The sequence below is a fragment of the Kitasatospora sp. CMC57 genome (assembly GCF_045866025.2).
Taxonomy (GTDB): domain Bacteria; phylum Actinomycetota; class Actinomycetes; order Streptomycetales; family Streptomycetaceae; genus Kitasatospora.
The window spans coordinates 6,748,354-6,769,319 of the sequence record NZ_AP035881.2; the positions used below are offsets into that span (position 1 = coordinate 6,748,354).

Annotated in this window: 24 protein-coding genes and 2 pseudogenes; 14 read left to right on the top strand and 12 right to left on the bottom strand. The window is 71.4% G+C overall.

Annotation, left to right across the window (positions count from 1 at the left end):
- The first annotated feature begins 72 nt into the window (after positions 1-72).
- The 6 genes and pseudogenes from ACKUU6_RS30390 to ACKUU6_RS30415 form a co-directional block, all read left to right on the top strand.
- The gene (locus ACKUU6_RS30390) at positions 73-1,377 is read left to right on the top strand and encodes a DUF1254 domain-containing protein (RefSeq protein WP_407991765.1); all 1,305 of its coding nucleotides are present in this window, start codon (positions 73-75) and stop codon (positions 1,375-1,377) included.
- Between the two features lie 31 nt (positions 1,378-1,408).
- Positions 1,409-1,666: pseudogene (locus ACKUU6_RS30395) on the top strand (IS5/IS1182 family transposase); the annotation flags it as partial.
- 37 nt (positions 1,667-1,703) lie between these two features.
- On the top strand, positions 1,704-1,877 hold the full coding sequence (locus ACKUU6_RS30400) for a hypothetical protein (RefSeq protein ID WP_407992308.1): 174 nt from the start codon (positions 1,704-1,706) through the stop codon (positions 1,875-1,877).
- Entirely contained in the window at positions 1,874-2,248 is a 375-nt protein-coding gene (locus ACKUU6_RS30405; protein ID WP_407992285.1) for a type II toxin-antitoxin system death-on-curing family toxin, read from the top strand. The genes ACKUU6_RS30400 and ACKUU6_RS30405 overlap by 4 nt, the downstream gene beginning before the upstream one ends.
- Positions 2,249-2,376: 128 nt before the next feature.
- On the top strand, positions 2,377-2,667 hold the full coding sequence (locus tag ACKUU6_RS30410) for a hypothetical protein (protein WP_407991766.1): 291 nt from the start codon (positions 2,377-2,379) through the stop codon (positions 2,665-2,667).
- Positions 2,668-2,760: 93 nt separating this feature from the next.
- Positions 2,761-2,865 (top strand): annotated as a pseudogene (locus tag ACKUU6_RS30415) (alpha/beta fold hydrolase); the annotation flags it as partial.
- Between the two features lie 721 nt (positions 2,866-3,586).
- On the opposite strand, the gene ACKUU6_RS30420 reads toward ACKUU6_RS30415, so the two are convergent.
- The gene (locus tag ACKUU6_RS30420; protein WP_407991767.1) at positions 3,587-4,477 is read right to left on the bottom strand and encodes an NAD(P)-dependent oxidoreductase; all 891 of its coding nucleotides are present in this window, start codon (positions 4,475-4,477) and stop codon (positions 3,587-3,589) included.
- A gap of 105 nt (positions 4,478-4,582) precedes the next feature.
- On the opposite strand from ACKUU6_RS30420, the gene ACKUU6_RS30425 reads away from it, so the two are divergent.
- Together ACKUU6_RS30425 and ACKUU6_RS30430 are read left to right on the top strand one after the other, a co-directional pair.
- A complete protein-coding gene (locus ACKUU6_RS30425; protein WP_407991768.1) occupies positions 4,583-5,167 on the top strand; it encodes a TerD family protein in 585 nt (194 codons plus the stop codon).
- Between the two features lie 184 nt (positions 5,168-5,351).
- The gene (locus tag ACKUU6_RS30430; protein ID WP_407991769.1) at positions 5,352-5,588 is read left to right on the top strand and encodes a hypothetical protein; all 237 of its coding nucleotides are present in this window, start codon (positions 5,352-5,354) and stop codon (positions 5,586-5,588) included.
- Between the two features lie 49 nt (positions 5,589-5,637).
- On the opposite strand, the gene ACKUU6_RS30435 is transcribed toward ACKUU6_RS30430, so the two are convergent.
- The 3 genes from ACKUU6_RS30435 to ACKUU6_RS30445 form a co-directional block, all read right to left on the bottom strand.
- On the bottom strand, positions 5,638-6,516 hold the full coding sequence (locus tag ACKUU6_RS30435) for an SGNH/GDSL hydrolase family protein (protein WP_407991770.1): 879 nt from the start codon (positions 6,514-6,516) through the stop codon (positions 5,638-5,640).
- A 211-nt stretch (positions 6,517-6,727) separates the two neighbouring features.
- The gene (locus ACKUU6_RS30440; RefSeq protein ID WP_407991771.1) at positions 6,728-7,120 is read right to left on the bottom strand and encodes a hypothetical protein; all 393 of its coding nucleotides are present in this window, start codon (positions 7,118-7,120) and stop codon (positions 6,728-6,730) included.
- 459 nt (positions 7,121-7,579) lie between these two features.
- Entirely contained in the window at positions 7,580-8,539 is a 960-nt protein-coding gene (locus ACKUU6_RS30445) for a LysR family transcriptional regulator (RefSeq protein ID WP_407991772.1), read from the bottom strand.
- 128 nt (positions 8,540-8,667) lie between these two features.
- Here ACKUU6_RS30445 and ACKUU6_RS30450 point away from each other — a divergent pair, with 128 nt between their 5' ends.
- Together ACKUU6_RS30450 and ACKUU6_RS30455 are read left to right on the top strand one after the other, a co-directional pair.
- A complete protein-coding gene (locus ACKUU6_RS30450; RefSeq protein WP_407991773.1) occupies positions 8,668-9,585 on the top strand; it encodes a zinc-binding dehydrogenase in 918 nt (305 codons plus the stop codon).
- A 34-nt stretch (positions 9,586-9,619) separates the two neighbouring features.
- On the top strand, positions 9,620-10,036 hold the full coding sequence (locus ACKUU6_RS30455; RefSeq protein WP_407991774.1) for a nuclear transport factor 2 family protein: 417 nt from the start codon (positions 9,620-9,622) through the stop codon (positions 10,034-10,036).
- 106 nt (positions 10,037-10,142) lie between these two features.
- On the opposite strand, the gene ACKUU6_RS30460 is transcribed toward ACKUU6_RS30455, so the two are convergent.
- Both ACKUU6_RS30460 and ACKUU6_RS30465 read right to left on the bottom strand, forming a co-directional pair.
- Positions 10,143-11,114, bottom strand: a complete 972-nt coding sequence (locus ACKUU6_RS30460) for an N-acetylglucosamine kinase (RefSeq protein ID WP_407991775.1) — start codon at positions 11,112-11,114, stop codon at positions 10,143-10,145.
- Positions 11,111-11,866, bottom strand: coding sequence for a sugar isomerase domain-containing protein (locus ACKUU6_RS30465; RefSeq protein WP_407991776.1), 756 nt, complete (start codon positions 11,864-11,866; stop codon positions 11,111-11,113). The genes ACKUU6_RS30460 and ACKUU6_RS30465 overlap by 4 nt, the downstream gene beginning before the upstream one ends.
- 186 nt (positions 11,867-12,052) lie before the next feature.
- On the opposite strand from ACKUU6_RS30465, the gene ACKUU6_RS30470 reads away from it, so the two are divergent.
- On the top strand, positions 12,053-12,277 hold the full coding sequence (locus ACKUU6_RS30470) for a hypothetical protein (protein WP_407991777.1): 225 nt from the start codon (positions 12,053-12,055) through the stop codon (positions 12,275-12,277).
- A 33-nt stretch (positions 12,278-12,310) separates the two neighbouring features.
- Here ACKUU6_RS30470 and ACKUU6_RS30475 read toward each other — a convergent pair whose 3' ends face one another.
- Entirely contained in the window at positions 12,311-13,222 is a 912-nt protein-coding gene (locus tag ACKUU6_RS30475; protein ID WP_407991778.1) for a phytoene/squalene synthase family protein, read from the bottom strand.
- Positions 13,223-13,601: 379 nt separating this feature from the next.
- Here ACKUU6_RS30475 and ACKUU6_RS30480 point away from each other — a divergent pair, with 379 nt between their 5' ends.
- Complete coding sequence (locus ACKUU6_RS30480) at positions 13,602-15,926, top strand: glycoside hydrolase family 44 protein (protein WP_407991779.1); 2,325 nt, start codon at positions 13,602-13,604, stop codon at positions 15,924-15,926.
- Positions 15,927-16,175: 249 nt separating this feature from the next.
- On the opposite strand, the gene ACKUU6_RS30485 is transcribed toward ACKUU6_RS30480, so the two are convergent.
- The 3 genes from ACKUU6_RS30485 to ACKUU6_RS30495 all read right to left on the bottom strand — a co-directional run bounded on the left by ACKUU6_RS30485 (position 16,176) and on the right by ACKUU6_RS30495 (position 17,865).
- Positions 16,176-16,571, bottom strand: coding sequence for an Imm50 family immunity protein (locus tag ACKUU6_RS30485; protein ID WP_407991780.1), 396 nt, complete (start codon positions 16,569-16,571; stop codon positions 16,176-16,178).
- Positions 16,558-17,076 carry an Imm50 family immunity protein gene (locus ACKUU6_RS30490; RefSeq protein ID WP_408649647.1) on the bottom strand — a complete coding sequence of 173 codons (519 nt, stop codon included), beginning with the start codon at positions 17,074-17,076 and terminating at the stop codon, positions 16,558-16,560. The genes ACKUU6_RS30485 and ACKUU6_RS30490 overlap by 14 nt, the downstream gene beginning before the upstream one ends.
- Positions 17,077-17,400: 324 nt before the next feature.
- The gene (locus ACKUU6_RS30495) at positions 17,401-17,865 is read right to left on the bottom strand and encodes a VOC family protein (RefSeq protein ID WP_407991782.1); all 465 of its coding nucleotides are present in this window, start codon (positions 17,863-17,865) and stop codon (positions 17,401-17,403) included.
- A 167-nt stretch (positions 17,866-18,032) separates the two neighbouring features.
- Here ACKUU6_RS30495 and ACKUU6_RS30500 point away from each other — a divergent pair, with 167 nt between their 5' ends.
- A complete protein-coding gene (locus ACKUU6_RS30500) occupies positions 18,033-18,920 on the top strand; it encodes a universal stress protein (protein WP_407991783.1) in 888 nt (295 codons plus the stop codon).
- 26 nt (positions 18,921-18,946) lie between these two features.
- Here the strand turns inward: ACKUU6_RS30500 and ACKUU6_RS30505 are convergent, their stop codons facing one another.
- A complete protein-coding gene (locus ACKUU6_RS30505) occupies positions 18,947-19,375 on the bottom strand; it encodes a glutaredoxin domain-containing protein (RefSeq protein ID WP_407991784.1) in 429 nt (142 codons plus the stop codon).
- Positions 19,376-19,434: 59 nt separating this feature from the next.
- On the opposite strand from ACKUU6_RS30505, the gene ACKUU6_RS30510 reads away from it, so the two are divergent.
- Complete coding sequence (locus tag ACKUU6_RS30510; protein ID WP_407991785.1) at positions 19,435-20,004, top strand: DinB family protein; 570 nt, start codon at positions 19,435-19,437, stop codon at positions 20,002-20,004.
- A gap of 23 nt (positions 20,005-20,027) precedes the next feature.
- Here the strand turns inward: ACKUU6_RS30510 and ACKUU6_RS30515 are convergent, their stop codons facing one another.
- Entirely contained in the window at positions 20,028-20,966 is a 939-nt protein-coding gene (locus tag ACKUU6_RS30515; protein WP_407991786.1) for an alpha/beta hydrolase, read from the bottom strand.

The following is a 20,966-nucleotide window of genomic DNA, read 5'->3' on the forward strand; positions in this document are numbered from 1 at the left end:
CAGCGGACCGCCTTGCGGCAGACTGTTCCTGACTCTCAGTCAGGGATTCATCACGTTTTGGAGGCGTTGGGCATGAGCTTGCTGTCGGCTGATCCGCGGACCTTGGCCCGTGAGGCGTACACCTACCTCTATCCGCTGGTCATGATGGACGTCACTCGCCGTCAGGGCACCTCGCCCGCAGCTGCGGAGAGGCCGGGCTACGGCCCGCCGAACCAATTCGACCACCTGCGCGAATTCCCCTCGGCGGAGTTCCGGGCCGTGGTGCGGCCGAACTTCGACACGCTGTACTCCAACGCCTGGCTGGACCTGACCGGCGGCCCGGTGAAACTGCACGTGACCGACACTGCCGACCGGTACTTCATGCTCCCGCTGATGGACATGTGGACCGACGTGTTCGCCACCATCGGCAAGCGCACCACCGGGACCGGCGACCAGGACTACCTCATCGTCGGCCCCGGCCACGACGGCACTGCCCAGGCCGGGGTGACGGTGCTCAGGGCGCCGACGCCCCACGTGTGGATCATCGGCCGCACGCAGACCAACGGCCCGGCCGACTACCCAGCCGTCTGGAAGGTCCAGGACGGCTACACCCTGACCGCCGAGCCCCCACGTGAGTACGTCCACGACGATCGGATCGACGTCACGGCCGACGCGCTAGCCATGGTGAGCATGCTCGGCGCGGCCGAATTCTTCACCTGGGCCGCCCGGGCACTGGCGGTCAACCCGCCGCACGACGCGGACTTCTCCCTCCTGGCCCGGATCGCGAACCTGGGCATCGTGCCGGGCCAGGAGTTCGATCCCGGCCTCGTCGAAGCCGACCTCGCCGAGATCGAAGCCGGCGTGCAGGAGGCGCTCACGGAGATCCTCGGGTCGATGGCGAGCTTCGGTTCTGCGGCCAACGGCTGGCGGACCTCCCTCGACACCATGGGCGTCTACGGCAACAGCTACTTCAAGCGCGCCGCAGTCGCCGCCGGCGGGCTCGGCGCCAACCCGCCGGAGGATGCCGTCTACCCGGTTCTGGCCACCGATGCAGACGGCGATCCCGTCAACGGTGACCACGACTACATCCTGCGGTTCGAGGCTGATGCGATGCCGCCGGCCGGCGCCTTCTGGTCGGTCACCATGTACGACGGCGAGGGCTACCAGGCCGCGAACGAGATCAACCGCTTCGCCCTCGGCGACCGTGACGACCTGGCCCACGATGAGCAGGACGGCTCGCTCACCATCTACATCTCGCAGCACAACCCCGGACCAGACCGGGAATCCAACTGGCTGCCCGCACCCTCCGGCCCACTGGGCATCACGATGCGCCTCTATGCGCCCAAACCCGACGTCCTCGACGGGACCTGGAACCCGCCGGCCGTCGCCAAGGCATAGCAGTTCGTTCCACGACGGGTTGAGCCCGGACCTTCTGCCCGGTGTCGCCTGGCGCGACGTACCCGCCGAGACTGTGGGCTGCTCCGGAGTGACGGCCTGGCGCCGACCGCGGGCGTGGACCGAAGCCGGGGTCCGGCCCAACCTGCATGCTGCCCCACCGGCCGAGTTGCGCCGCGCTGACCTGCTGGACTTGGACGGATGCGCCGTGGATGGCTCACACGTCCGAGCACCCAAAGGGGGACCACGTCGGCCCTCACCCGTCGATCGCGGCCGTCCCGGATCCAAACACCCTTGGTGCGGGTGGCGGTGCCCGGCTACGGTTCGGTATGAGCAGCGAGCAGACGGCAGCCGGTCGGCGACCGGCCGGGAGTGCCGAGCCGGAGGGCGCCGACGGCGGCGAGGAGCCGGACCCGCAGTGGCGGGCCGAGCGGCGGGCCGCTCTGGTGGCCAGGATCCGTGCCGCCAACGCGCGAACGCTGGAGAGGCTGGCCGACCTGTGACCGACCACCTCGACCTGGACGACGTCGGATACCTGGCGGGCGGCCCCGCGATGATCCGCGACGAGGGGCTGCTGCTCTCCGCGCTCGGCCGTCCGCAGCAGAGCGTGCTCGGGCTGGACGCCTACCCCGACCCCTGGACCAAGGCGGCGGCACTCGGTGAGAGCATCTCCCGTAACCACCCGCTGATCGACCGGAACAAGCGGACCACCTTCGAGGCGATGCTGCTCTTCCTGGACTACAACGGTGTTCCGTACACCGACCCCAGCGACGAGGAGGCGGTGCCGTTCATGCTGCGCCTGGCGCAGGGTGGCTTCGCCAACGACACTGCCGAGACGGCCCGCGCATTGCGGGCGCTGCTCGGCGGCGGGTGAGTCGGGTGCCTGCGGCACCTACCGAACCGAGGAACAGAGGACCGATGAACTTGACGAAAGGCCGACGGGTCAGGCTCGTGGCGGACATCGGACTGGCCGATGCCGTCGCGGGGACGACGGGAGCCGTCGTGGGATTCCTGTCCCTGGCGGCGGGCACCGAGGGCACCGTCGAACAGGTGGACGGCGAGCTGCCCGAGCCCGAGGAGGTCCGCGAGTACCGGCGGCTCAAGTCGCTGCTCGAGGACTACGGCCACACCATGCCCGCCGAGAGCCGGAAGCGGCTGGAATCGCAGGTCGGCGACCTGGAGGCCGAGTGGGCAGCCTTCCAGGAGCGGGGGAGCAGCGTGACGGTCCGGGTCCGTTTCGACAACGGGTTCGTCCTCGACGGCGCCCACGAGGAGGTACTCACCCCCGTCTGACCGGCGCCGCGCAACGGGCGGAGGGGGGAGGCGCCCGGAGACTGGAGGTTAAGGGCTGCTCTGGGCGCTGGCATTCCGGATAGGGCCGGGGCCATGAGCGAGCACGTGGAGCTCTCCGGGTCCGGGTCCAGGACCTGGTACGAGGTCGAGGGCGACGGTGACCCGCTGCTCCTGCTGCACGGCGGCTTCTGCACGAGCTCCCAGTCGGCCGTCGTGCCCGGAGCCTCTCACGGTCTGCCGCTGGAGCAGCCCGCCGAGACCAACTGGGTCATCCTCGACTTCCTGGCACACGATCCGACCCCGACCGCCATGCCCGTCCGCCGAGTCGGCGCGGGACAGCTCGAACAGACCGCTTCCGTCGGGACGGGCCGCCACGGACCGGTAGCCCGCACCTGCCGGTTCGGCGCCGCCGTCCCGGACTGTGAGGTGCGCTTCAGCACGCCCGCCCGGACCGCGGTCAGTGCACGTGATCGAAGATGCACGTTTCAGCTGATGTTCAATCAACTATTGACAGCACCGAGCGATTTACGCTGCACAGGTGCGCAGGCCGCCATGCGCATCCGCCCGCCCCTGCCGCCGTCCTGTGCGGCCCCACGTGTGCCCTCGCATTGCTCAGTCGGCAGCCCGCCCCCGGCGCGGACGCCCAGAACTGGACCTCACCCTCAACTGACCGTCCCCTTGAGCCTCTTCATGCGACTGTCCGGACTGCTCGTTGCCGCACTCTGCACCGGCGGTGAAAGCCAACGCTGGCTGATCACCGCACGGGCAGTGGCTGCACCGTCGCCAACAAGAGGAGCACCCTGCTGCTGAGCGCCGCCGCCGGCACGGACGGCGCGCTGGTCACCCAGCCGCCGCCCGGCGGCTCGGCGGCCCCGCAGCTCTGGCAGATCAGCTGACCGCACGGCCCCCTGACGTAGGGTCAGGGGGCCTTGCCGTCCTCGAAGCTGGCGAAGTACGCGGCGGCCATGTCCTCCTCGCCGTGGCCCAGGGCGGCGGCGCGGGCGAACCGTTCGGCACTGGCGGCGGCACCGTCCAGGCGGACACCGCAGTGCTGCCCGGCCCGGACGATCAGGTCGGCGTCCTTCGCGGCCGTGGTCACCGCGAAGGACGCCGGCGACAGCCGGTCCTCCAGGACCAGGGCGGCCTTCGAACGCAGGTAGCCCATGTCGAGCGGGCCGCCCGCGATCAGGTCGAAGAAGTCCTGCGGGTCCACGCCGAGCCCCTTGGACAGGGCAAGCACCTCGCCCGTAGCGATGGTGGCGGCGAGTACCCAGCTGTTGGCGACGAGCTTGAGGCGGGTGGCGCTGCCGGCCGCGCCGTCCTCGCCCGTCCACACCGTACGGGCGCCGACGGCGTCGAACACCGGGGCGACCGCGGCCCGCCGCCCGGTCGGCCCGGCGGCCAGTACGGTCAGCTGGCCGGCCTCCGCGGGTTGGCGGGTGCCCAGCACGGGGGCGTCGAAGAAGACCAGGTCGTGCTGCCGGGCGAAGTCGGCCAGTTCGCCGACATCCTCCAGCCCGGCGGTCGTCGACTGCACCCAGGCAGCGCCGGGCCGCAGGGCGGGCGCCGCCTGACGGATCGTCGCGAGGACCGCAGGACCGTCGTGGAGCATCGTCAGGACGACGTCCGCGTCCCGTACGGCTTCGGCAGGGGAGTCGGCGATCCGCGCGCCGTCGGCGGCCAGCGGTTCGGCCTTGGCACGGGTGCGGTTCCACGCTTGGACGGTGTGTCCGGCCCGGAGGAGGTTGCGGGCCATCGCGGCCCCCATGATCCCGGTACCGAGGACACCGACGGTGAGGCTGTCTGTCATGATCGGCTCCTGCCCACCGCAGGCGTAGGTCATGCCCCGGGTGGGCCGGGCGCCGGGCACACCGGGCAGACTCGGGCGCAGCAGCCCACACCGAGAGGATCACGCATGATCACGTTGAAGAAGGAAGACGGCCCGGCGGATCTCGACGGAGTCACCCACCTCTCCATCGGCGTCTCCTGGGACCCGACCGTCGGCAGCAGCGGCGGGCTGATCGGCAAGCTCCGGCAGAAGGCCGGCACCGACCTCGACCTGATCGCCATCGCCATGCAGGGCGCGGACCCCGTGCGACTGGCCGGCCTGGACTCGCTGGACCCGCTCGGCAACGGCGGGCTCACCCACAGCGGCGACAACCAGACCGGGCACGGGGACGGCGACGACGAGACGGTGACCGTCGACTTCTCGCGGGTCCCCGACAACATCACGTCCATCGTGTTCATCGCCGCCGCCTACAAGAAGCGCAGCGCCTTCAAGAACGCGCGGAACATCAGCTTCAAGGTGTACGACGCGACGGGCGGCAGCTCGCAGCAGGTCGCCGACATCTGGCCGAGCATGCTCACCGACGACAACGGCTGCGCGGTCGCCAAGGCGATGAGGGTCGGCGGCTCGTGGAAGCTCCAGGTGATCAACGAGACCGGGAAGATCAAGCAGGGGGACGAGAAGGCCCTGATGCGGTTCGCGGTGAGCAAGTAGCCGCGAGCGCGACGCCAGGTTGCCGTCGGCCGACCGGCGTCAACCGATTCTGACCTGGCGTCAGCCGTGGTTTCGGCGGGGCGGTTCACCCGCTCGGGGCGGCGTGGGTGGTGGAGTCGGCGGTGGGGCAGGTGGTCAACTCGAGGGTGGGCGAAGCGGAGTAGCCCCACTCGGAGGTGTACCGGTGATCCGTCGCGCGTCGAATCTCACCCTGGCCCTGGCCCTGAGTGGCGCCGCACTGCTCGCCGGGAGCGTTCCGGCGGCGGCGGGTGGGACGGTCACCTGTGACGTCGCCGCCATGAGCGCGCGCGCCGCGCAGCTGCGTGCGCAGGGGCGGGACTCCGAGGCGCAGGCCGTCGAGCGGCGGATCCGGGCGTGCGAGGACGCGGACAACGGGAACAGCGGTCCGCTCTGGAAGTGAACGGGGCGGGCACCACCGGTCCGTTGGGACCGATGGTGCCCGGAGTGGATCAGCGGGTAGCGGCCGCGAGGGCGGCGGCGGCCATCGACTGTTCGCCGGTGGCGTTGGGGTGGAAGGCGGCCGCGCCGCTGGCGAATAGCGGTTCGAGCCAGCGGGTGCCGGTGGGCTTGCAGGCGTCGTGGCCGATCGAGGGCGTGTAGGTGTCCACGTAGCGGGCGCCGTGGGCGGCGGCCTGCGCGGCGATCACGGCGTTGAGGTGCTTCTCGGTGTCGCGCAGCCAGGGGGCGTCGCCCTTGGCGATGGAGACGGTCGAGAAGCAGTTGGTGCCGTCGTCCGGGAGGATCGCCGGGTAGCCGGTGACCAGGACGGTGGCCCGGGGCGAGCGTTGGCGGATGCCGTCGAGGGTGGCGGCGATGCTGCCGGCCGTCACGTCGATCTTCGCCGAGAGCTGGTCGACCCCGGCCTTGGTGTAACTCGACTTGCAAGGTGCGCCGTTGGGGGAGAACAGGCCGAGGGTCGCGCAGCGGACGATGATGTCGGCGAAGCCGATGTCGTTGCCGCCGATAGTGAGGGTGACCAGGTCGGTGTCGGCGTTCAGGGCGTCGAACTGCGGTCCGGCAGAGCCGGTCTGGCGGGAGGTCATGTGGGCGGTGGTGGCCCCGCCGCAGGTGACGTCGACCCGGGCGGCCGGGGTCAGGGCCGCGTTGAGCAGCGACGGGTAGTTGCGGCTGGAGCGGGCGCACGCGGTGTCGATCTGGTCCGGTACTCCGGCGGCGGAGGCGTACGAGTCGCCGAGGGCGACGTAGCGGGCGTAGGTGGTCTGAGCGGCGGCGGGGCCGGCAGCGGTCACGGCGCCGCCGGAGACGGCGGCGGCGAGGGCGAATGCGGTGAGGGCCGTACGGGCGCGGGAGGTTCCGGTCGAGGGCATGGGGGTGCCTCCGGGTGGGGTGGATGGGGGTGTTCGCCGGGTGGGCGTGGGGGCGCCGACGGGAGGCGATTCGCGCTCCAGTCGTGGTTACCAGGCGGTTCTACCGTGCGGTAAGGATGTGGCTCGGCTGACAGGCTGTCAATAAGTCTGACCGGGGCATGTCGGCTCGCCCGGTGCAGGGCGCCGTGTGTGAGCTGCTCGCGCGATGTCCTCAGTGGCGGGTGGGTGCGCCGGAGAGCAGCCACCGCCAGCGCCGGTTCTCCGTGACCAGGGTCGCGGTGGCCAGTACGGTCACCGGGACCGCCGCCCACGCGGGCCAGGCCAGCCAGGAGGAGGCCACCGCAGCAGCGAGTTGGAGCAGCACGAGGAGGATCGTCACCCAGCCCGGCACCGCGATGATCACCTGCGCCTTGTCGCCCGGAGTGGAGAAGCACGTGGGCAGGCCGATCAGGACGGCCACGGAGAGGACGGCCAGCAGCCAGGAGTGGCCGGCCAGCGCCCAGGGCGTCGCCACCCAGGCGATGAGTTCCACCGCGAAGCGCAGTGCCGACGCGGCCCGGTCGTCGGGGCGGGCCGAAGTCGATTCCCCTGTATCAGCAGTCACTCGTGGACGGTTTCACTGCACGCGCCCAACGGTCAAGCGTTTGGGCGCTGTTGTCCGTGAAGAGCACTTCTTTACCCGATAGCGTGGCCCAGGGCCAGGTGGTGGGGCCCTCGGCTAGGAGCAGGTCCGGACCAGGCAGACGACCTCCGCGCAAACGGCCGCGACCTTCGCCGACTGGTCCAAGAACGTCCGCCCGACGGCCGTGCCGCCGCTGCCCACCACCGGCCGTGCTGGACACGCGCGCCGTCAAGTACGGCCCCACGGTGGTCGATGACAACGCCCACCTCGCGCTCAGCGAAGGCGGTGGCGTCGCCTTCCAGTGTGGCGGGAGCTGCAGCGTCATCATCTCGGCGGGGCCGAGTTCGCCGCACTGGACACATCCCGGACCTCGCCGCGCTGGAAGTTCACCTCCAACGGCGACGGCACCGTGGCAAATTGGTGGAGTCCGCCTGCACCGCCTCACAGCGCCCGTACCTGTTCCTGATCGGCCTCCGGTAGCCAGTCCCGGCCGGGACGGTACTCCAGCCAACGCCGCCGCCGGCCGCTCCTGGCGAACCCGCGTACCAGGTGCGCCACGCCCGGAGCGGCCTGGTGGCGTGGCCAGAGCAGTGACCAGGCGTACAGCGGGGTCGGCTCGACCAGTGGGACGGCGACCAGACCGGAGCCGTCCGGCAGTGGCACTTCGGCGGGAAAGAGCGTGAAGCCTCCCGGGGTGCTGCGAATCCGCTCCAACAGGTGGTCGAAGCCGAGGTTCGCCTCGCCCGGCAGCATCGGCACGGCGAACTGCTCAGCGAACCGCCGCAGGAAGTCAAGGCGTCCGGCCGCTGCGGGGAGGACCAGTCGTCCGGCCGTCAGGTCGACGGGCCGTAGCTCCTCGGCACCGGCCAGCGGGTGGTCAGCGGCGAGGATCGCGTCCACCGGTTCCAGCCGGACCAGGCGGTGGGCGAGTGCCTCGTCGCGGCGGTCCCCGAACGGGTGATACCGCCCGAAACCGGCGTCGGCGTCCCCTCGGAGCAGGGCCGCCGCCACCGCCGGCAGGTCACGGCCGGAGCCGACCTCGGCGTGCAGGGCCTCGTCCGATGCATCGTCCAGCGCCTCCCGCACCGTCCGTAGTGGGGCGAACAGATGGCCCCAGACATCGATCCTGACGGGCCGCTCCTCCTCGCGGGCAGCCGCCAGGGCCGCCTCCCCAGCGGCGAGCAGCGCCCTGGCCGGCCCGAGGAAGCGGGTTCCGGCCGGGAGCAGGCCGACTGCACCGGAGCCCCGTTCGAAGAGGGTGACCCCGAGGCCCTCCTCGAGTCGGGCGATCCGCTTGGACAGACCCTGCTGACTCAGCGACAACGCCTGCGCCGCCCGGCCGAAGTGCAGGTGTTCGGCCGTCATGACGAAGGCGCGCACCTGGGCGAGATCGAGATCCACGGCCGCCATCCTGGCCGACAACCCGTGGTTGTCGCCACCGGCATCCGGTTGTTGGACCGCTGACCGGCCCCGGCGGTTTGCTGGACACCGGTCGGGCAGCACCGACCGGAGCAGCGTGGGAGAGCGATATGAAGGCATTCGTGGCAACCGGGGGCCCGGAGTTGGTCCGACAGGCCGAGGTCGGCGAGCCGGTCCAGCGGCCCGATGAGGCACTGGTGAAGGTGGACGCGTACTCGGTGAACCGGGGCGAGATCTTCCAGTTGGAGCAGTCGGCGGAGGGCGCACGCCCCGGCAAGGACATCGCCGGGCTGGTCGTGCAGGCGGCGCCGGACGGCTCCGGGCCGAAGGTCGGACAGCGGGTGGTCGGCCATCCGTCCTCGTCGGGCTGGGCCGAGTTGGTCGCGGTGCCGGTCGGCAGCCTCGCCTTGCTGCCGGACTCGGTGACGGCCGTTCAGGCTGCCGCGCTTCCGCTGGCCGGGCTGACCGCGTTGCGGCTGCTGCGGACGACCGGTTGCGTGGCGGGCCGACGCATCCTGCTCACCGGAGCCTCCGGCGGCGTCGGCCACTACGCCACCGAACTGGCGGCCGCAGCCGGTGCGTTGGTGACGGCGGTGAGCGCGTCGTCCGAGCGGGGCGAGCGGCTCGGCGCGCTCGGCGCCGCTGCCGTGGTCCACGAGGTCGAGGACGCGCGGGGCACCTTCGACCTCGTCCTGGAGTCCACTGGCGGCAAGAACCTGACGTCGGCGCTCTCCCGGCTGGCGCCGCGCGGGCAGCTGGTCTGGTTCGGTCAGGCGAGCCGGGAGCCGGCCCTCCTGGATTTCTTCGACTTCTTCGCCGGGCCGGTCTCTGCCACCGTTCGCCACTTCAGCTACGCCGATGTGGACGAGCCGGACGCCGCCGACCTCGAAACACTCGTCCGCCTGGTCGCCGAGGACCGTCTGCACCCCGAGCTCGGCCGCACCGCCGACTGGCAGCAGACCGCCGGAGTCCTCGCCGACCTGCGGGACCGCAGGATCCGTGGCAACGCCGTACTCACCATCTCCTGACCCACCGTCAGCCAGTTTTCCGAGGAGCACTCCCATGACCCGGCTCGACCCCCGTACCGTCGTCACCCGCTACGTCAATGCCGTCGTTGAGGGCGACCTCGACACCATCGTCGCGAGCTTCGCCGAGGAAGCCAGCTGGACGTACCCCGGTGACGTCCCCCTGACCGGCGTGTGGAGCGGACGCGACGCCATCATCAACGACTTCCTCGGCGGCGTCGGCAGCCTCTTCGCCCCAGGTGGCACCCCGGTCGTAACGCTCACCAACGTGATCGCGGACGGCGAGCAGGTCGTCGCCGAGTGGACGTCCAAGGGACTCGCTGCGACCGGCCGGGTCTACGACAACACCTGCCTCGGCGTCTTCGTCGTACGGAACGGCGTCATCGTCTCCGTACGGGAGTACACCGACACCCAGCACGTCGAACGCAGCCTCTTCGGAACTCCGGGCGGCTGAGCGGTGGCGGAAGCCGCGCCCGCAGGCACCGATCGGAGCACCGGGAAACGAACTGCATTCTTTGCAGGAGCGGCAGTTGCCCGAATGGGTGCGACCTGTGGAAGCGTCAGGTACGGGTCGGGGTGGGTGGCTGGGCGGTCAGGCGGGTGTGCAAGGCGGTGTCGGTGCGGCCGAGTTGGCGGATGGCGAGCCAGGCGGCGGCACCGGCGGTATTGCCCGCGTGGGTGAGCGGGGCGTCGGGCCAGTGGGCGGTGATGCGGGTGCGCACTTCGGCGCTGAGCGGGGAGTCCGGTGCGAGCACGCCGCCTGCAAGGACCACCGGGAGTTGCGAGTGCGGGGCGTGGACGGCGGTGAGCGTGTCGAGCAGGTGGTCGGCCGCACGGTGAACCAGTCGGCGGGCCTGCGGGTCTCCGGCGGTGGCGGAGGACAGGACGAGCGGGGCGAGCCGGGCCAGCCGTACGGGAGCGTCGGCGTGAGCTGCGGCGATCAGGGCGGCGCGCGTTCGGCGGCCGGGCGGCTGCGGTCCGGCCAGTGTGTGGACCACCTGGGCGGCGAGGCCGTCGAGTTCGCCCCGGTCGTTGGCGGCGAGGGCGGTCTCGACGGCGGCTCGGCCGAGCCAGTAGCCGGAGCCCCGGTCGCCGAGCAGCCAGCCGTGACCGTCGGCGGTCCGGACGGGCTCGAAGTCCCGGCAGTGGGCCGCGGCCGCCCCGGTGCCGCTGAGCAGGACCGAACCGGTCGGGCCCGAGGTTCCCGCGACGTAGGCGAGTTGAAGATCGCTGACCACGCGTGGGGTGATCGGCAGACCGGCGGCGGACCAGACCTGGTCGAGGGCGGTGGCGCGGATCAGGCCGCCGGCCAGGCCGATCACACCGGCCACCACCCCGGCCGGATCCACCTCGGCCAGAGCGGTGCGCAGGGCGTCCAGGATGTGCCCGGCGGCGGTGGCCTCGCCGTACGAGACCGGGTTGCCGCCCGCGCCCGTGGCACCGGCGAGCACCTGGCCGTCCAGGTCCGCGAGCAGCACCCGGGTGGTCGAACCGCCGACGTCCAGGCCGAGCACCACGGGTGCGTCGGTCACGCCGTACGCCGGATGCGGCCGGCGTAGCGCGCCTCCAACACCCGGTTGTGTTCGTCGCCGCCGGGGATGTTGGCCGACAGGTAGATCGGCGGGACGCCGCCACCGGCCTGGATCCGTGCGATCACCTCGGCGATGATCTGCTGGGCGAGCAGGGCGGCGGTGATCGAGGAGATTCCACAGGCCTTGCCGCCGCCGCTCATCGACAGCACGGCGTCGCCGTAGGGTGCACCGTTGTCCAGCGTGACGTCGGCCAGGTCGCGCAGCCGGAGGCCGGACGGGTGCTTGGGCTGGACGCGGGCGGTGTGCTCTGCCGAGGTGATGGCGATCAGCGGATGGCCGTTCTCCTTTGCCAGTCGGGCGAGTTCGACCACGCAGCCGTTCACGCCGGAGTTGGAGGCGATCACGAAGACGTCGGCCGGTTGCGGTGCCGCGAGCTCGTACAGCAGGGCGGCGGAGTCGGTGCCGCGCTCCAACTCGGGCCCCTGCAAGGTTTCCAGGGGCCTGCCGCCGAAGAGGACCACGTCCCGCAGGGCGATCCGGTTGCTGGGGACCAGGCCACCGGCGCGACCCGCGAGCTCCATGGCGAGCGCCTCGGAGTGACCGGTGCCGAACGCCTGCACGATGCCGCCGGCGGCGAGTGCCGCAACGATCAACTCGGCCGCCCTGACCACGCCTTCGGCCTGTTCCTTGCTGACACGCTCGATCGCCGCGTGAGCTGCGGCGGCGAACTCCGACGCTGACGGTGTGGACACCCGGACCTCCTCGTTGTGCCGACTGTGCTGCCCAACTATTCGGCTGCGGCCGCCCCCTGTCAATGAGTGGACTAGACCATCTGGGCGGGCGGCGGTGGGGCGCGAACGCCGACCCGTCGGCCGGATCGGCGCCCCGGGCCGGTGCCAGCGACCGGAACCGTCGGCGGACCTGTCACACTGATCGACATGACCCCCGACCGTCGCAGCCTCGGGCTGCCCGCATTCTCCGAATCCGCCACCGACGCGCCCGCCCCGGTGCCGAGCAGTGGCCACCGCCTGCCTCCCGTCGAGCAGGGTGCCGACTTCCGGCAGCCGCCCGGTGAGGAGGTCGCCGAGCCGCGCCCGACCCGCCGGCCGCTCGCCGTGGGCGGCCTGACGTTCTCCGACCCGGGGTCCGGCACCGCGATCTGACCGGGTTCGGTCGGCGGCAGCGCCTGACGCGCCTCAGCCGCGGTGCCGCCAGGCCTGGAGGTACTCGCGGCCGAGGAGCCGAAGGGCGGCGAGCTTGGCAGGACTCGCGGGGCGACGCAGCAGGGTGCCACCGGCCGAACGGGCGGCGGCGCTGGTGAGTTCGTCGACTCCGACGATGCACCTGACCATCGGCCGGTGACGCGCCGGTACGAGCCCGACAACCGCCCGCCCCGCCGTCAGGGCGCGGTCCACCCGGTCGAGTTGGTCGGTGAGCAGGGCGAGCACCGCCGGTACGGACCGGGCTTGCTCCAGGTGCGTGCGGGTGACACCGTACGCCGCCAGGGTCTGGACCGGGATGGTCAGGCGGCCGTCCGCCAGGTCCTCCGCGAGGTCGTTGACGAAGTCCAGCCGCTGACTCGCCTCGATGAACGTCCGGCAGGCCGCGCGGTACTCCGTCTGGTCACCGTCCGGGCCGAGCAGCGTGGCGACGACCATGAACGCCGGCAGCGAATAGTCGTCGACGTACCGCTGGTAGTCGTCCTCGGTGGCGAATCCGGCGAAGTCGAGGTCCGTGGCGGCTGCGGCCAGGTAGTCCCTGACGCGGTCACGCAGTACCGGGTGCGCCTCGGTGCTGTTGAGCAGGGGACGGATCTCCGGGTGGTCGGAGCGCCCGGTGGCGAGGCCCTCGGAGACCTCCCGCTCCCAGTCGGAGGAGGCCCTCCTGCGGTCCGCCGATGGGCCGCTGTCGAGCAGGCTGTCGGTGCGGTGCATGAACGCGGCGGCCGCGATGACGTGCGGCAGCATCGAGTCCGGCAGGAGCAGGCCGACGGCCAGCGCGACCTCGCGCTTGTACTCGGCGACCTGCTGCCGTTGCCGGCCGTAGTCCGCCCGTAGTCCGGTGTCGTGCACTCCGGCCGCGTCGAGCGCCCGCTCCCATCTGCCCACTTCGTCCCCCCGATCGTCGCCCCTGAAGCACTGAGCCCCCGAGTCACCGAGCCTAAACCGTGCAGCCCGGACGGCCCTCCGGCGGGCCGGGCCGACCCGGCCGGTCTTCTCAGGCGCGCGACACCGACTCGGACCGAGCCGGATCAGTGCTCCGTGCAGACGTGTTGACACCCCGGTCCGGGCGCTCCAGACTCCTGGATGGGAGCGCTCCCACGTATTGACTGGCCCCACTGGGCGGCGAGTTGAGTGCCGGGTTCCCACAGCGCGGTCGTTTCCATCCCCCCACCCAAGGCCGCGGCGCTGTCGGCGGTACGCGTCGATCGCACGCTTCGGCGTCGCGGACCGTACCCCGGCGCTGTCGGCTGCTGAGAAGGAGACCATGCGTACCACACACAAGGCGGCCGCCCTGGCGGCAGTCGCGGTCCTGCTGGCCGGAACCGGAGCGGCGCAGGCCGCCGGCACCGCGCCCGGGCGGGCGGTGTCGGCGGCCGCTGCCACCGCGGGCCCGGCGATCACCGTGGACGCCACCAGCGGACGGCACGCCATCGACCCCCACATCTACGGCATGAACTTTCCCGACGAGGTACTGGCCAAGGAACTGCGCCTGCCGATGGGCCGCTGGGGCGGCAACGCCACCAGCCGGTACAACTACAAGCTCGACGCCTACAACGCCGGGTCCGACTGGTACTTCGAGGACCTGCACTACAACAACGACGCCGCAGCACTGCCCGCCGGATCGCAGGCCGACAAGTTCGTCGAGCAGAACCGCAGGACCGGGACCGACACGCTGATGACCGTGCCGATGATCGGCTGGACGGCGGCCGGCCGGGACAGCGGCTGCGGGTTCAGCATCGCCAAGTACGGCCCTCAGCAGGAGACCGACGCGCAGTGGCGGCCGGACTGCGGCAACGGCAAGAAACCCGACGGCACACTGATCACGGGCAACGCCCCGACCGAGACCAGCACGCCTGCGGGGCCTGACTTCGTCAAGGGCTGGGTGCAGTACCTCGACAGTGCCTACGGCACCGCGAGCAGCGGCGGGGTGCGCTTCTACAACCTGGACAACGAACCGGACCTGTGGTTCGGCACGCACCGCGACGTCCACCCGACCGGGCCGGGCTACGACGAGATGCGCGACAGCACCTACGCCGTCGCCGCAGCCGTCAAGGACGCCGATCCGGCCGCGCAGACCCTCGGCCCGGTCGGCTGGGGCTTCAACTCGCTGGTCTACTCCGGTCTGGACCAGCAGGTGTGCGGCCAGCAGGGCGGCAGCTGCTGGTCGAACCCGCCGGACGCCGCCGCGCACGGCGGCCTGCAGTTCGCCCCCTGGTACCTGCAGAAGATGAAGGAGTACGAGCAGGCGCACGGGCGCCGGATCCTCGACTACTTCGACGAGCACATCTACCCGCAGCAGTCCGGAGTTTCCGGCAGCGCCGACGACGCGGCTACGCAGGCCCTGCGACTGCGTTCCACCCGGCAGTTGTGGGACCCGTCCTACGTCGACGAGAGCTGGATCAACCAGCCGATCCAGTTCGTCCCCCGGATGCGCTCGCTGATCGACCAGAACTACCCGGGTACCAAGCTGGCCATCTCGGAGTACAACTGGGGCGCGCTGGACCACATCGACGGTGGCCTGGCACAGGCCGACGTGCTGGGGATCTTCGGACGTCAGGGACTCGACCTGGCCACCCTGTGGTCACCGCCGAAGGCGACCGACCCCGGAGCGTACGCCTTCCGCATGTTCCTGAACTACGACGGCCAGGGCGGCACCTTCGGCGACACCTCCGTCAAGGCCGCGAGCGCCGACCAGGACAAGCTGTCGGTCTACGCGGCCGAGCGCAGCAGTGACCACGCCACCACGGTCATGGTGATCAACAAGACCACCGGTGACCTGACCGCACCCGTCTCGGTGACCGGCAGCACCGCGCTCCCGGCAGCGGCGCAGGTCTACCGCTACGGCCAGGGCGACCCCGCCGCGATCCAGCACCCGGCCGGTCAGCCGCTGAACGGCGGCTCCTTCACCGCGACCTTCCCGGCGTACTCCATCACCGAGTACGTCATTCCCGCCGGCTCGGCCCAGGCCACCCCACCCACGGCCCCCGGCACCCCCACCGCCTCCGCGACCGGCTCCGACCGCGTGACGCTGACCTGGCCGGCCGCCACCGCCGGGACGTCCCCCCTGGCGGACTACCGCGTGTACGCCGGCGACCCGGCCACCACGGCGCCGCTGGTCACCGTCCCCGCCTCGGCCACCAGTGCGACCGTCACCGGTCTGACCCCGGCCACCGCCTACACGTTCCGCGTGGTGGCCACCGACACCGGCGGCCGCAGCTCACCGCCGTCGGCTCCGTTGCAGGTCACCACCGGTCCGGCCACGACGAGCGGCTGCACCGTCGCCTACCAGGTCGGCAACGACTGGGGCAGCGGCTTCACCGCGAGCGTGAAGATCACCAACCTGGCGGCACCGGTCACCGGCTGGAACCTCGGATTCACCTTCACCGGCAACCAGACGGTCACCCAGGGCTGGAACGGAACCTGGGCGCAGACCGGCGACAAGGTCACCGTCAAGGACGCCGGCTGGAACGCGTCCCTGCCCACCGGGGGCTCCACCACCATCGGCTTCAACGGCGCCTACTCCGGCACCAACCCCGCACCCGGCGGCTTCACCCTCAACGGCACCACCTGCTCCACCGCGCTTCACTGACCGCTCCGCCCACGCATGGCCGATCCCGAGCACCAGGGGGTCGGCCATGCGCCGTCGCGGCACCCGACCCCACACCGTGCCCAGCCCCGCGCTTTCACGAAGAAAGGTGCTGATGGGCAATCAGGATCCTAGAGGGCGGCGCTGACCTGTGAATCCTCCTCCCGCGCTGCACCCAGCCGAGGGTCTGCGACGTTCGTCCGTGAGGTGAAGTCCTCGCCGCGCCAGTTCTTCTTCGACTGTCGGCCGAAGTCACTGCGCTCGACTCCGTCGGTGTCCAACCGGGGATTGGGCGCAAATTTCGTCGGTGTCGAAGGACACGTGCTTGTCCTGGCCGCCGAGCACAACGGTTCGCTGAGTGAAGCTGGCGACAGTTGTGGGCCAGCCGGACCAGCCGTCGACTTCGAAGTTCTTCACGCCGCTGCAGACCAGGACGAACTCCACCGCGTTGTGGCCGCGCGCGTGCCACAGGCCGGTGGCACCGGCCGGGATGCCGAAGTCGGAGAATCTCAGAGTGACCGACGCTTCGCGCTCGTCGATGAGGACGGAGTCCAGGTGGTAGTCCGTCAGTGGTCGTGGGGGTGTGCCCAGGACTTCGCGGATCGATTCGGGGTTGGCCAGCTCGGCAGACCAGTCACGCTCGCTCATAGAACACCCTCGCAGTCGTGGGAGGCAGCACCTCAGGGTGCAGACGCTGGTCGAGGGGACTCTCGAACCATCGCCGAGCCGTGTAGGGGTTCGCTTCGCCGGAGCGGTAGGCGTTGAGGTGGCCCACCTTCATTGCGTGCGCGGTGAATTCCAGTGAGAACTGCGGGCCGCTCACCGCGATCCTGATCCGGCGCTCCGGGGTCTGGACGTGGGGACCGAACTCGATGTCGACCACGGTGCTGTCGGGGAGACCCCGCATCCGGAGGTCCTCGCCCACCGCGATGAACTCGATCTGGGCCTCGAAGCGGTCACAGCCTGCTTCGGCCCAGTCCGGCGGAGCGAGGTCAGGAAAGCGCGGAAGCTCGACACGCAATGTCACAGCGGGACCGTAGGGACTGAGGTGCACCGATCTGAGAACCAAGCGTTCCAAAGCCGGCAAGTCGGGGTAGACGGCGGTGAACCGCTCGGAGTGGACCAAGAATTGCGGCCATGTGCCAGCTGACACGGGTGGTCCCCTCTGCTCTCGGTGCTTCGTGCCGACGAGACCGGTGACTCCTCGCCCGGGCGGCAGCCGGAGATCAACGAAGTGCACTTGAACTGGGAGGATATCGCCCGCTTACGGTCCGGTGACATCGCCCCAGCACGGGGCACGCCTGATGAAGCGCAACGGAACTTGTCCACGTGTCCGGATATCGGGAGGCGGATCGAGAGGGGTCTCGCAGGCTGGCGGAGCGCTGCTGGTGGAGACCGTTCGCCGGATCGGCCCGGGCACCACGCTGTCCGCGGTGCATGGGCTGTGGCGGTACACGATCGTCACGAAAGATCGAGGCTAGTGAACGCAGAACTCGTTGCCCTCGGGGTCCGTCATGACCACCCACTCGCCCGCCGGCTCCCTGACGTGGCGGAAGGTTCGGGCGCCGAGGGCGGTGAGGCGCTCAACTTCCTTGTCGCGCTCGCCAGTTGGGCCGTGGAGGTCGATGTGCAGGCGGTTTTTGGTGGTCTTCCGCTCGGACTCCGGTACGCGGTTGAAGAGCAGCCGGCGACCCAGTCCGGTGCCGCTCTCCGGGTCGTACGGCTCGTCGGGGTGGCGTACCGCCGCTGCGTCCCGCCAGGCGGCGCGGCCGTGGTGGTCGGTCACGAGCTCGGGTGGGACGGCGCCGGCGCCGAGGAGTCTGCCGATCAGGGGGCTGTGGTCCTCGACCTGGTAGTGGAGTGCGGCGGCCCAGAAGTCGGCCTGGGCGTGTGGGTCGTGGGCGTCGACAACGAGCTTCCAGTGCAGCGGGGTCGAGGTCATGACCGGCATCCTAGGGACCCGCGCCGACAGCGGGTCGGCGGCGCGCCTGGTGGCTGTCATGACGGCTGCCACACCTGGCCCGAGCCGCGCGGCCCGTGCGGACGGAGGCGCGTAGGCGGAGGATGAAGGTGATCGAGGACGGGCACGCCGTACCCGAGGAGGTTCCCGTGGACGCATCGATCGTGGTCGGGTTCGATGGATCACCCGAGAGCGTGGCCGCCGCCGACTGGGCCGCCCTGGAGGGAGTGCGCCGGCGATGGCCGGTGGAGCTGGTCCAGGTGTGGCCGTGGGCGGGCGACCACGTGCTGGGCAGCGAGGAGGCCATGCGGTGGGCCCGGCGGCGGCTGGCGGACGAGGCGGCCGGGCTGGGCGCCCGGAGCGCCGGGGTCGAGGTGATCGCCACGCACGTCCAGGGGGACCCGGTCACCGTCCTGCGGGCGGCCGGGCAGGGCGCCGCGATGCTCGTACTCGGCTCGCGTGCGCTCGGCGCCCTGCGGGGGTTCCTGACCGGTTCGGTGAGCCGGCAGGTGCTCGGCCGGGCGGACTGCCCGGTGGTCCTGGTCCGGACGGGCGAAAGCCGGACGGATGACAGCCCGACGGATGTCACCCCGCCGGACGGCGACCGGCAGGCGGGCGTGGTGGTCGGCCTGAGGATGCGTCACCCCACCGACCGTACGGTGGAGTTCGCCTGCGAGGCTGCGGCCGCACGGTCGGCTCCGTTGCGGGTGATCCACGTCTGGAGCCCGCCGAGCGGCAGCGACTACCTCGCGTTCGCGGCCATCGGCAACTCGGAGAAGGAGCTCGCCAAGGTCGAGCAGACGTTGGTCGAGGAAGCACTGGAACCGTGGCGGCGCAGGTACCCGCAGCTCGCGATCACCGGGGAGGCGGTGCTCGGCACCGTGACGCTCACCCTGCTGGAGGCCGCCGCCGGCGCGGGACTGCTGGTGATCGGCCGGCACAGCCGACGGCTCTCCCTCGGGCCTCACCTCGGGTCGGTGGCCCAGGCCGCGATTCACCACGCGCCCTGCCCGGTCGCGGTCGTACCGGACGACTGACGGGTCGCCGAACAACTGACTGCCCGTCAGCGGAGCTGATCGCGCACCCACCCAGGGGCCGGGTTGGTGTGCGGGTTGCCCGCCACGAAGACGGTCGGGACGGTCTCGTTGCCGTCGTTGGCCGCTCGGACGGCCTCCGCTCCGGCGGGGTCGCGCCAGATGTTGACCCAGTGCAGCCGGTGGGCGCGGCGGCCCAGGCGGAGGCGCAGGCGTAGGCAGTACTGGCAGCCCGGCCGCCAGTAGACGATCGGGCGGCCGTCGAGGGCACTGAGGCGTTGGGCCTCCGGCGCGCTGACCGACCGGGGGAAGATCAGCGGCGAGTTCAGGGCCGCGAGGAGCACGAATCCCAGCAGGACGGCTGCGGCCGTGCCGGGGTGTCCTTGGACGATCTGCCTGGTGGAGAGGGCCGAGCCGCAGAGCACAAGCAGTACCGGCAACATCCACGCGCGTCTCATGGTGACGGAGACTACCGGCGGCGAAACTCGCTGGCGGCCTCGGGGTGGTGCGGACGACCATGGGCCGTATGACTGATCATCCCGCGCGATGGACCCAGGCCACCGTCTACCCCGACATGTGGGCCAACCCGGACGACGACCCCCGCAACAGTGAAGGTCCCAGCCCCGACGGGGAGCTGGCGACCCTGCAGGACTTCCTGGCGAACTTCCGGCTCACTCTGCGGATGAAGTGCGAGGGGCTGGACGCGGAGCAGCTGGCCCGCCGGTCGGTGCCGCCCTCGACGATGTCGCTGCTCGGGTTGGTCCGGCACCTCGCCGAGGTGGAGCGGGACTGGCGCAACTGGATCACCGAGGGGGATCCGCTGCCGAAGCTCTACGGCAGGCGGGACGCGGACTTCGAGGATGCGGTCGGCGAGCAGGCCGTGGTCGACGCCGCGTTCGAGGACCTGGCCAGGGAGCAGGCCGAGACGGACGCCGCGCTGGCCCAACACCCCGACCTGGGAGTGCGGTTGGGGAAGAACGGGACCGCCGTGCGGGAACTGATGGTGCATCGGATCGACGAGTACGCCCGGCACTGCGGGCACGCCGACCTGCTGCGCGAGTGCGTCGATGGCCGGGTGGGCCAGTGAGGTCCGGCGCAACGGACTGACCGTCAGCACGAAGCGAAGCGGTCCCGCAGGAAGCGGGCCGCCTGGCGGTTGGCGGTGCGGGCGGCGTCGAGGGTGCCGGTCATGGTGAAGAAGCCGTGAGCCATGCCGGGGTAGCGGGTGAGTTCCACCGTCACCCCGGCGGCGGCGAGCCGGGCGGCGTACGCCTCGCCCTGGTCGCGCAGCGGGTCGTACTCGGCGGTGAGGACCAGAGCCGGGGGCAGGCCGGTCAGATCGGGGGCCCGGAGCGGGGAGGCCAGCGGGTGGCCGGCGTCCTGCGGGGTGGTCAGGTAGTGGCCGCCGTACCAGGCCACCGAGTGGTGGTTGAACATCCAGGGGTCGTCGTTGGCCCGCATCGACGCGTCGTCGGCCAGCTGGTCGGTGTTGGGGTAGACCAGCAGCTGTCCGGCGAGCGGTAGGTCGCCGTCGGCGCGGGCCAGCAGGGTCACCGCCGCCGCGAGGTTGCCGCCCGCGCTGTCGCCGCCGACCGCGAGCCTGGACGGGTCGGCGCCCAGCTCCTCGGCGTGGCCGACGACCCAGCGGAGCGCCGCGTGGCAGTCGTGCACGGCAGCCGGGAACGGGTGCTCGGGGGCGAGCCGGTAGCCGACCGTGACGACCAGGCAGCCGACCGCCTCGGCGAGGTCGCGGCAGAGCACGTCGGCGGTGTCGATACTGCCGAGGGTCCACCCGCCGCCGAAGTGGTAGAGCAGGGCGGGCAGCGGCCGTTCGGCGCTCGGCCGGTAGATGCGGGCGGTCAGCTCGCCTGCGGGGCCCGGGAGTTGGCGGTCGGTGACCTCGTACAGGGGCCGGGGGTGGCCGGCGGCGGCGCGGATCGCGGCGAGGTCGGCGGCTCTGGCCTGTTCCAGGGAGAGGGTGTAGAGGGGGGCCGCGCCGCTGCGGGCGCGCTGCTCGCGCAGGGCTTGGAGCCGGGGGTCCAGGGGCAT

Excerpts from the sequence above, each read along its gene's own strand:
- ACKUU6_RS30510 (WP_407991785.1), top strand. The coding sequence starts at position 19,435 with ATGGGCCGTATGACTGATCATCCCGCGCGATGGACCCAGGCCACCGTC.
- ACKUU6_RS30455 (WP_407991774.1), top strand. The coding sequence starts at position 9,620 with ATGACCCGGCTCGACCCCCGTACCGTCGTCACCCGCTACGTCAATGCC.
- ACKUU6_RS30485 (WP_407991780.1), bottom strand. The coding sequence starts at position 16,571 with ATGAGCGAGCGTGACTGGTCTGCCGAGCTGGCCAACCCCGAATCGATC.
- ACKUU6_RS30400 (WP_407992308.1), top strand. The coding sequence starts at position 1,704 with ATGAGCAGCGAGCAGACGGCAGCCGGTCGGCGACCGGCCGGGAGTGCC.
- ACKUU6_RS30420 (WP_407991767.1), bottom strand. The coding sequence starts at position 4,477 with ATGACAGACAGCCTCACCGTCGGTGTCCTCGGTACCGGGATCATGGGG.
- ACKUU6_RS30435 (WP_407991770.1), bottom strand. The coding sequence starts at position 6,516 with ATGCCCTCGACCGGAACCTCCCGCGCCCGTACGGCCCTCACCGCATTC.
- ACKUU6_RS30425 (WP_407991768.1), top strand. The coding sequence starts at position 4,583 with ATGATCACGTTGAAGAAGGAAGACGGCCCGGCGGATCTCGACGGAGTC.
- ACKUU6_RS30495 (WP_407991782.1), bottom strand. The coding sequence starts at position 17,865 with ATGACCTCGACCCCGCTGCACTGGAAGCTCGTTGTCGACGCCCACGAC.
- ACKUU6_RS30515 (WP_407991786.1), bottom strand. The coding sequence starts at position 20,966 with ATGCCCCTGGACCCCCGGCTCCAAGCCCTGCGCGAGCAGCGCGCCCGC.
- ACKUU6_RS30480 (WP_407991779.1), top strand. The coding sequence starts at position 13,602 with ATGCGTACCACACACAAGGCGGCCGCCCTGGCGGCAGTCGCGGTCCTG.
- ACKUU6_RS30505 (WP_407991784.1), bottom strand. The coding sequence starts at position 19,375 with ATGAGACGCGCGTGGATGTTGCCGGTACTGCTTGTGCTCTGCGGCTCG.
- ACKUU6_RS30450 (WP_407991773.1), top strand. The coding sequence starts at position 8,668 with ATGAAGGCATTCGTGGCAACCGGGGGCCCGGAGTTGGTCCGACAGGCC.
- ACKUU6_RS30390 (WP_407991765.1), top strand. The coding sequence starts at position 73 with ATGAGCTTGCTGTCGGCTGATCCGCGGACCTTGGCCCGTGAGGCGTAC.
- ACKUU6_RS30470 (WP_407991777.1), top strand. The coding sequence starts at position 12,053 with ATGACCCCCGACCGTCGCAGCCTCGGGCTGCCCGCATTCTCCGAATCC.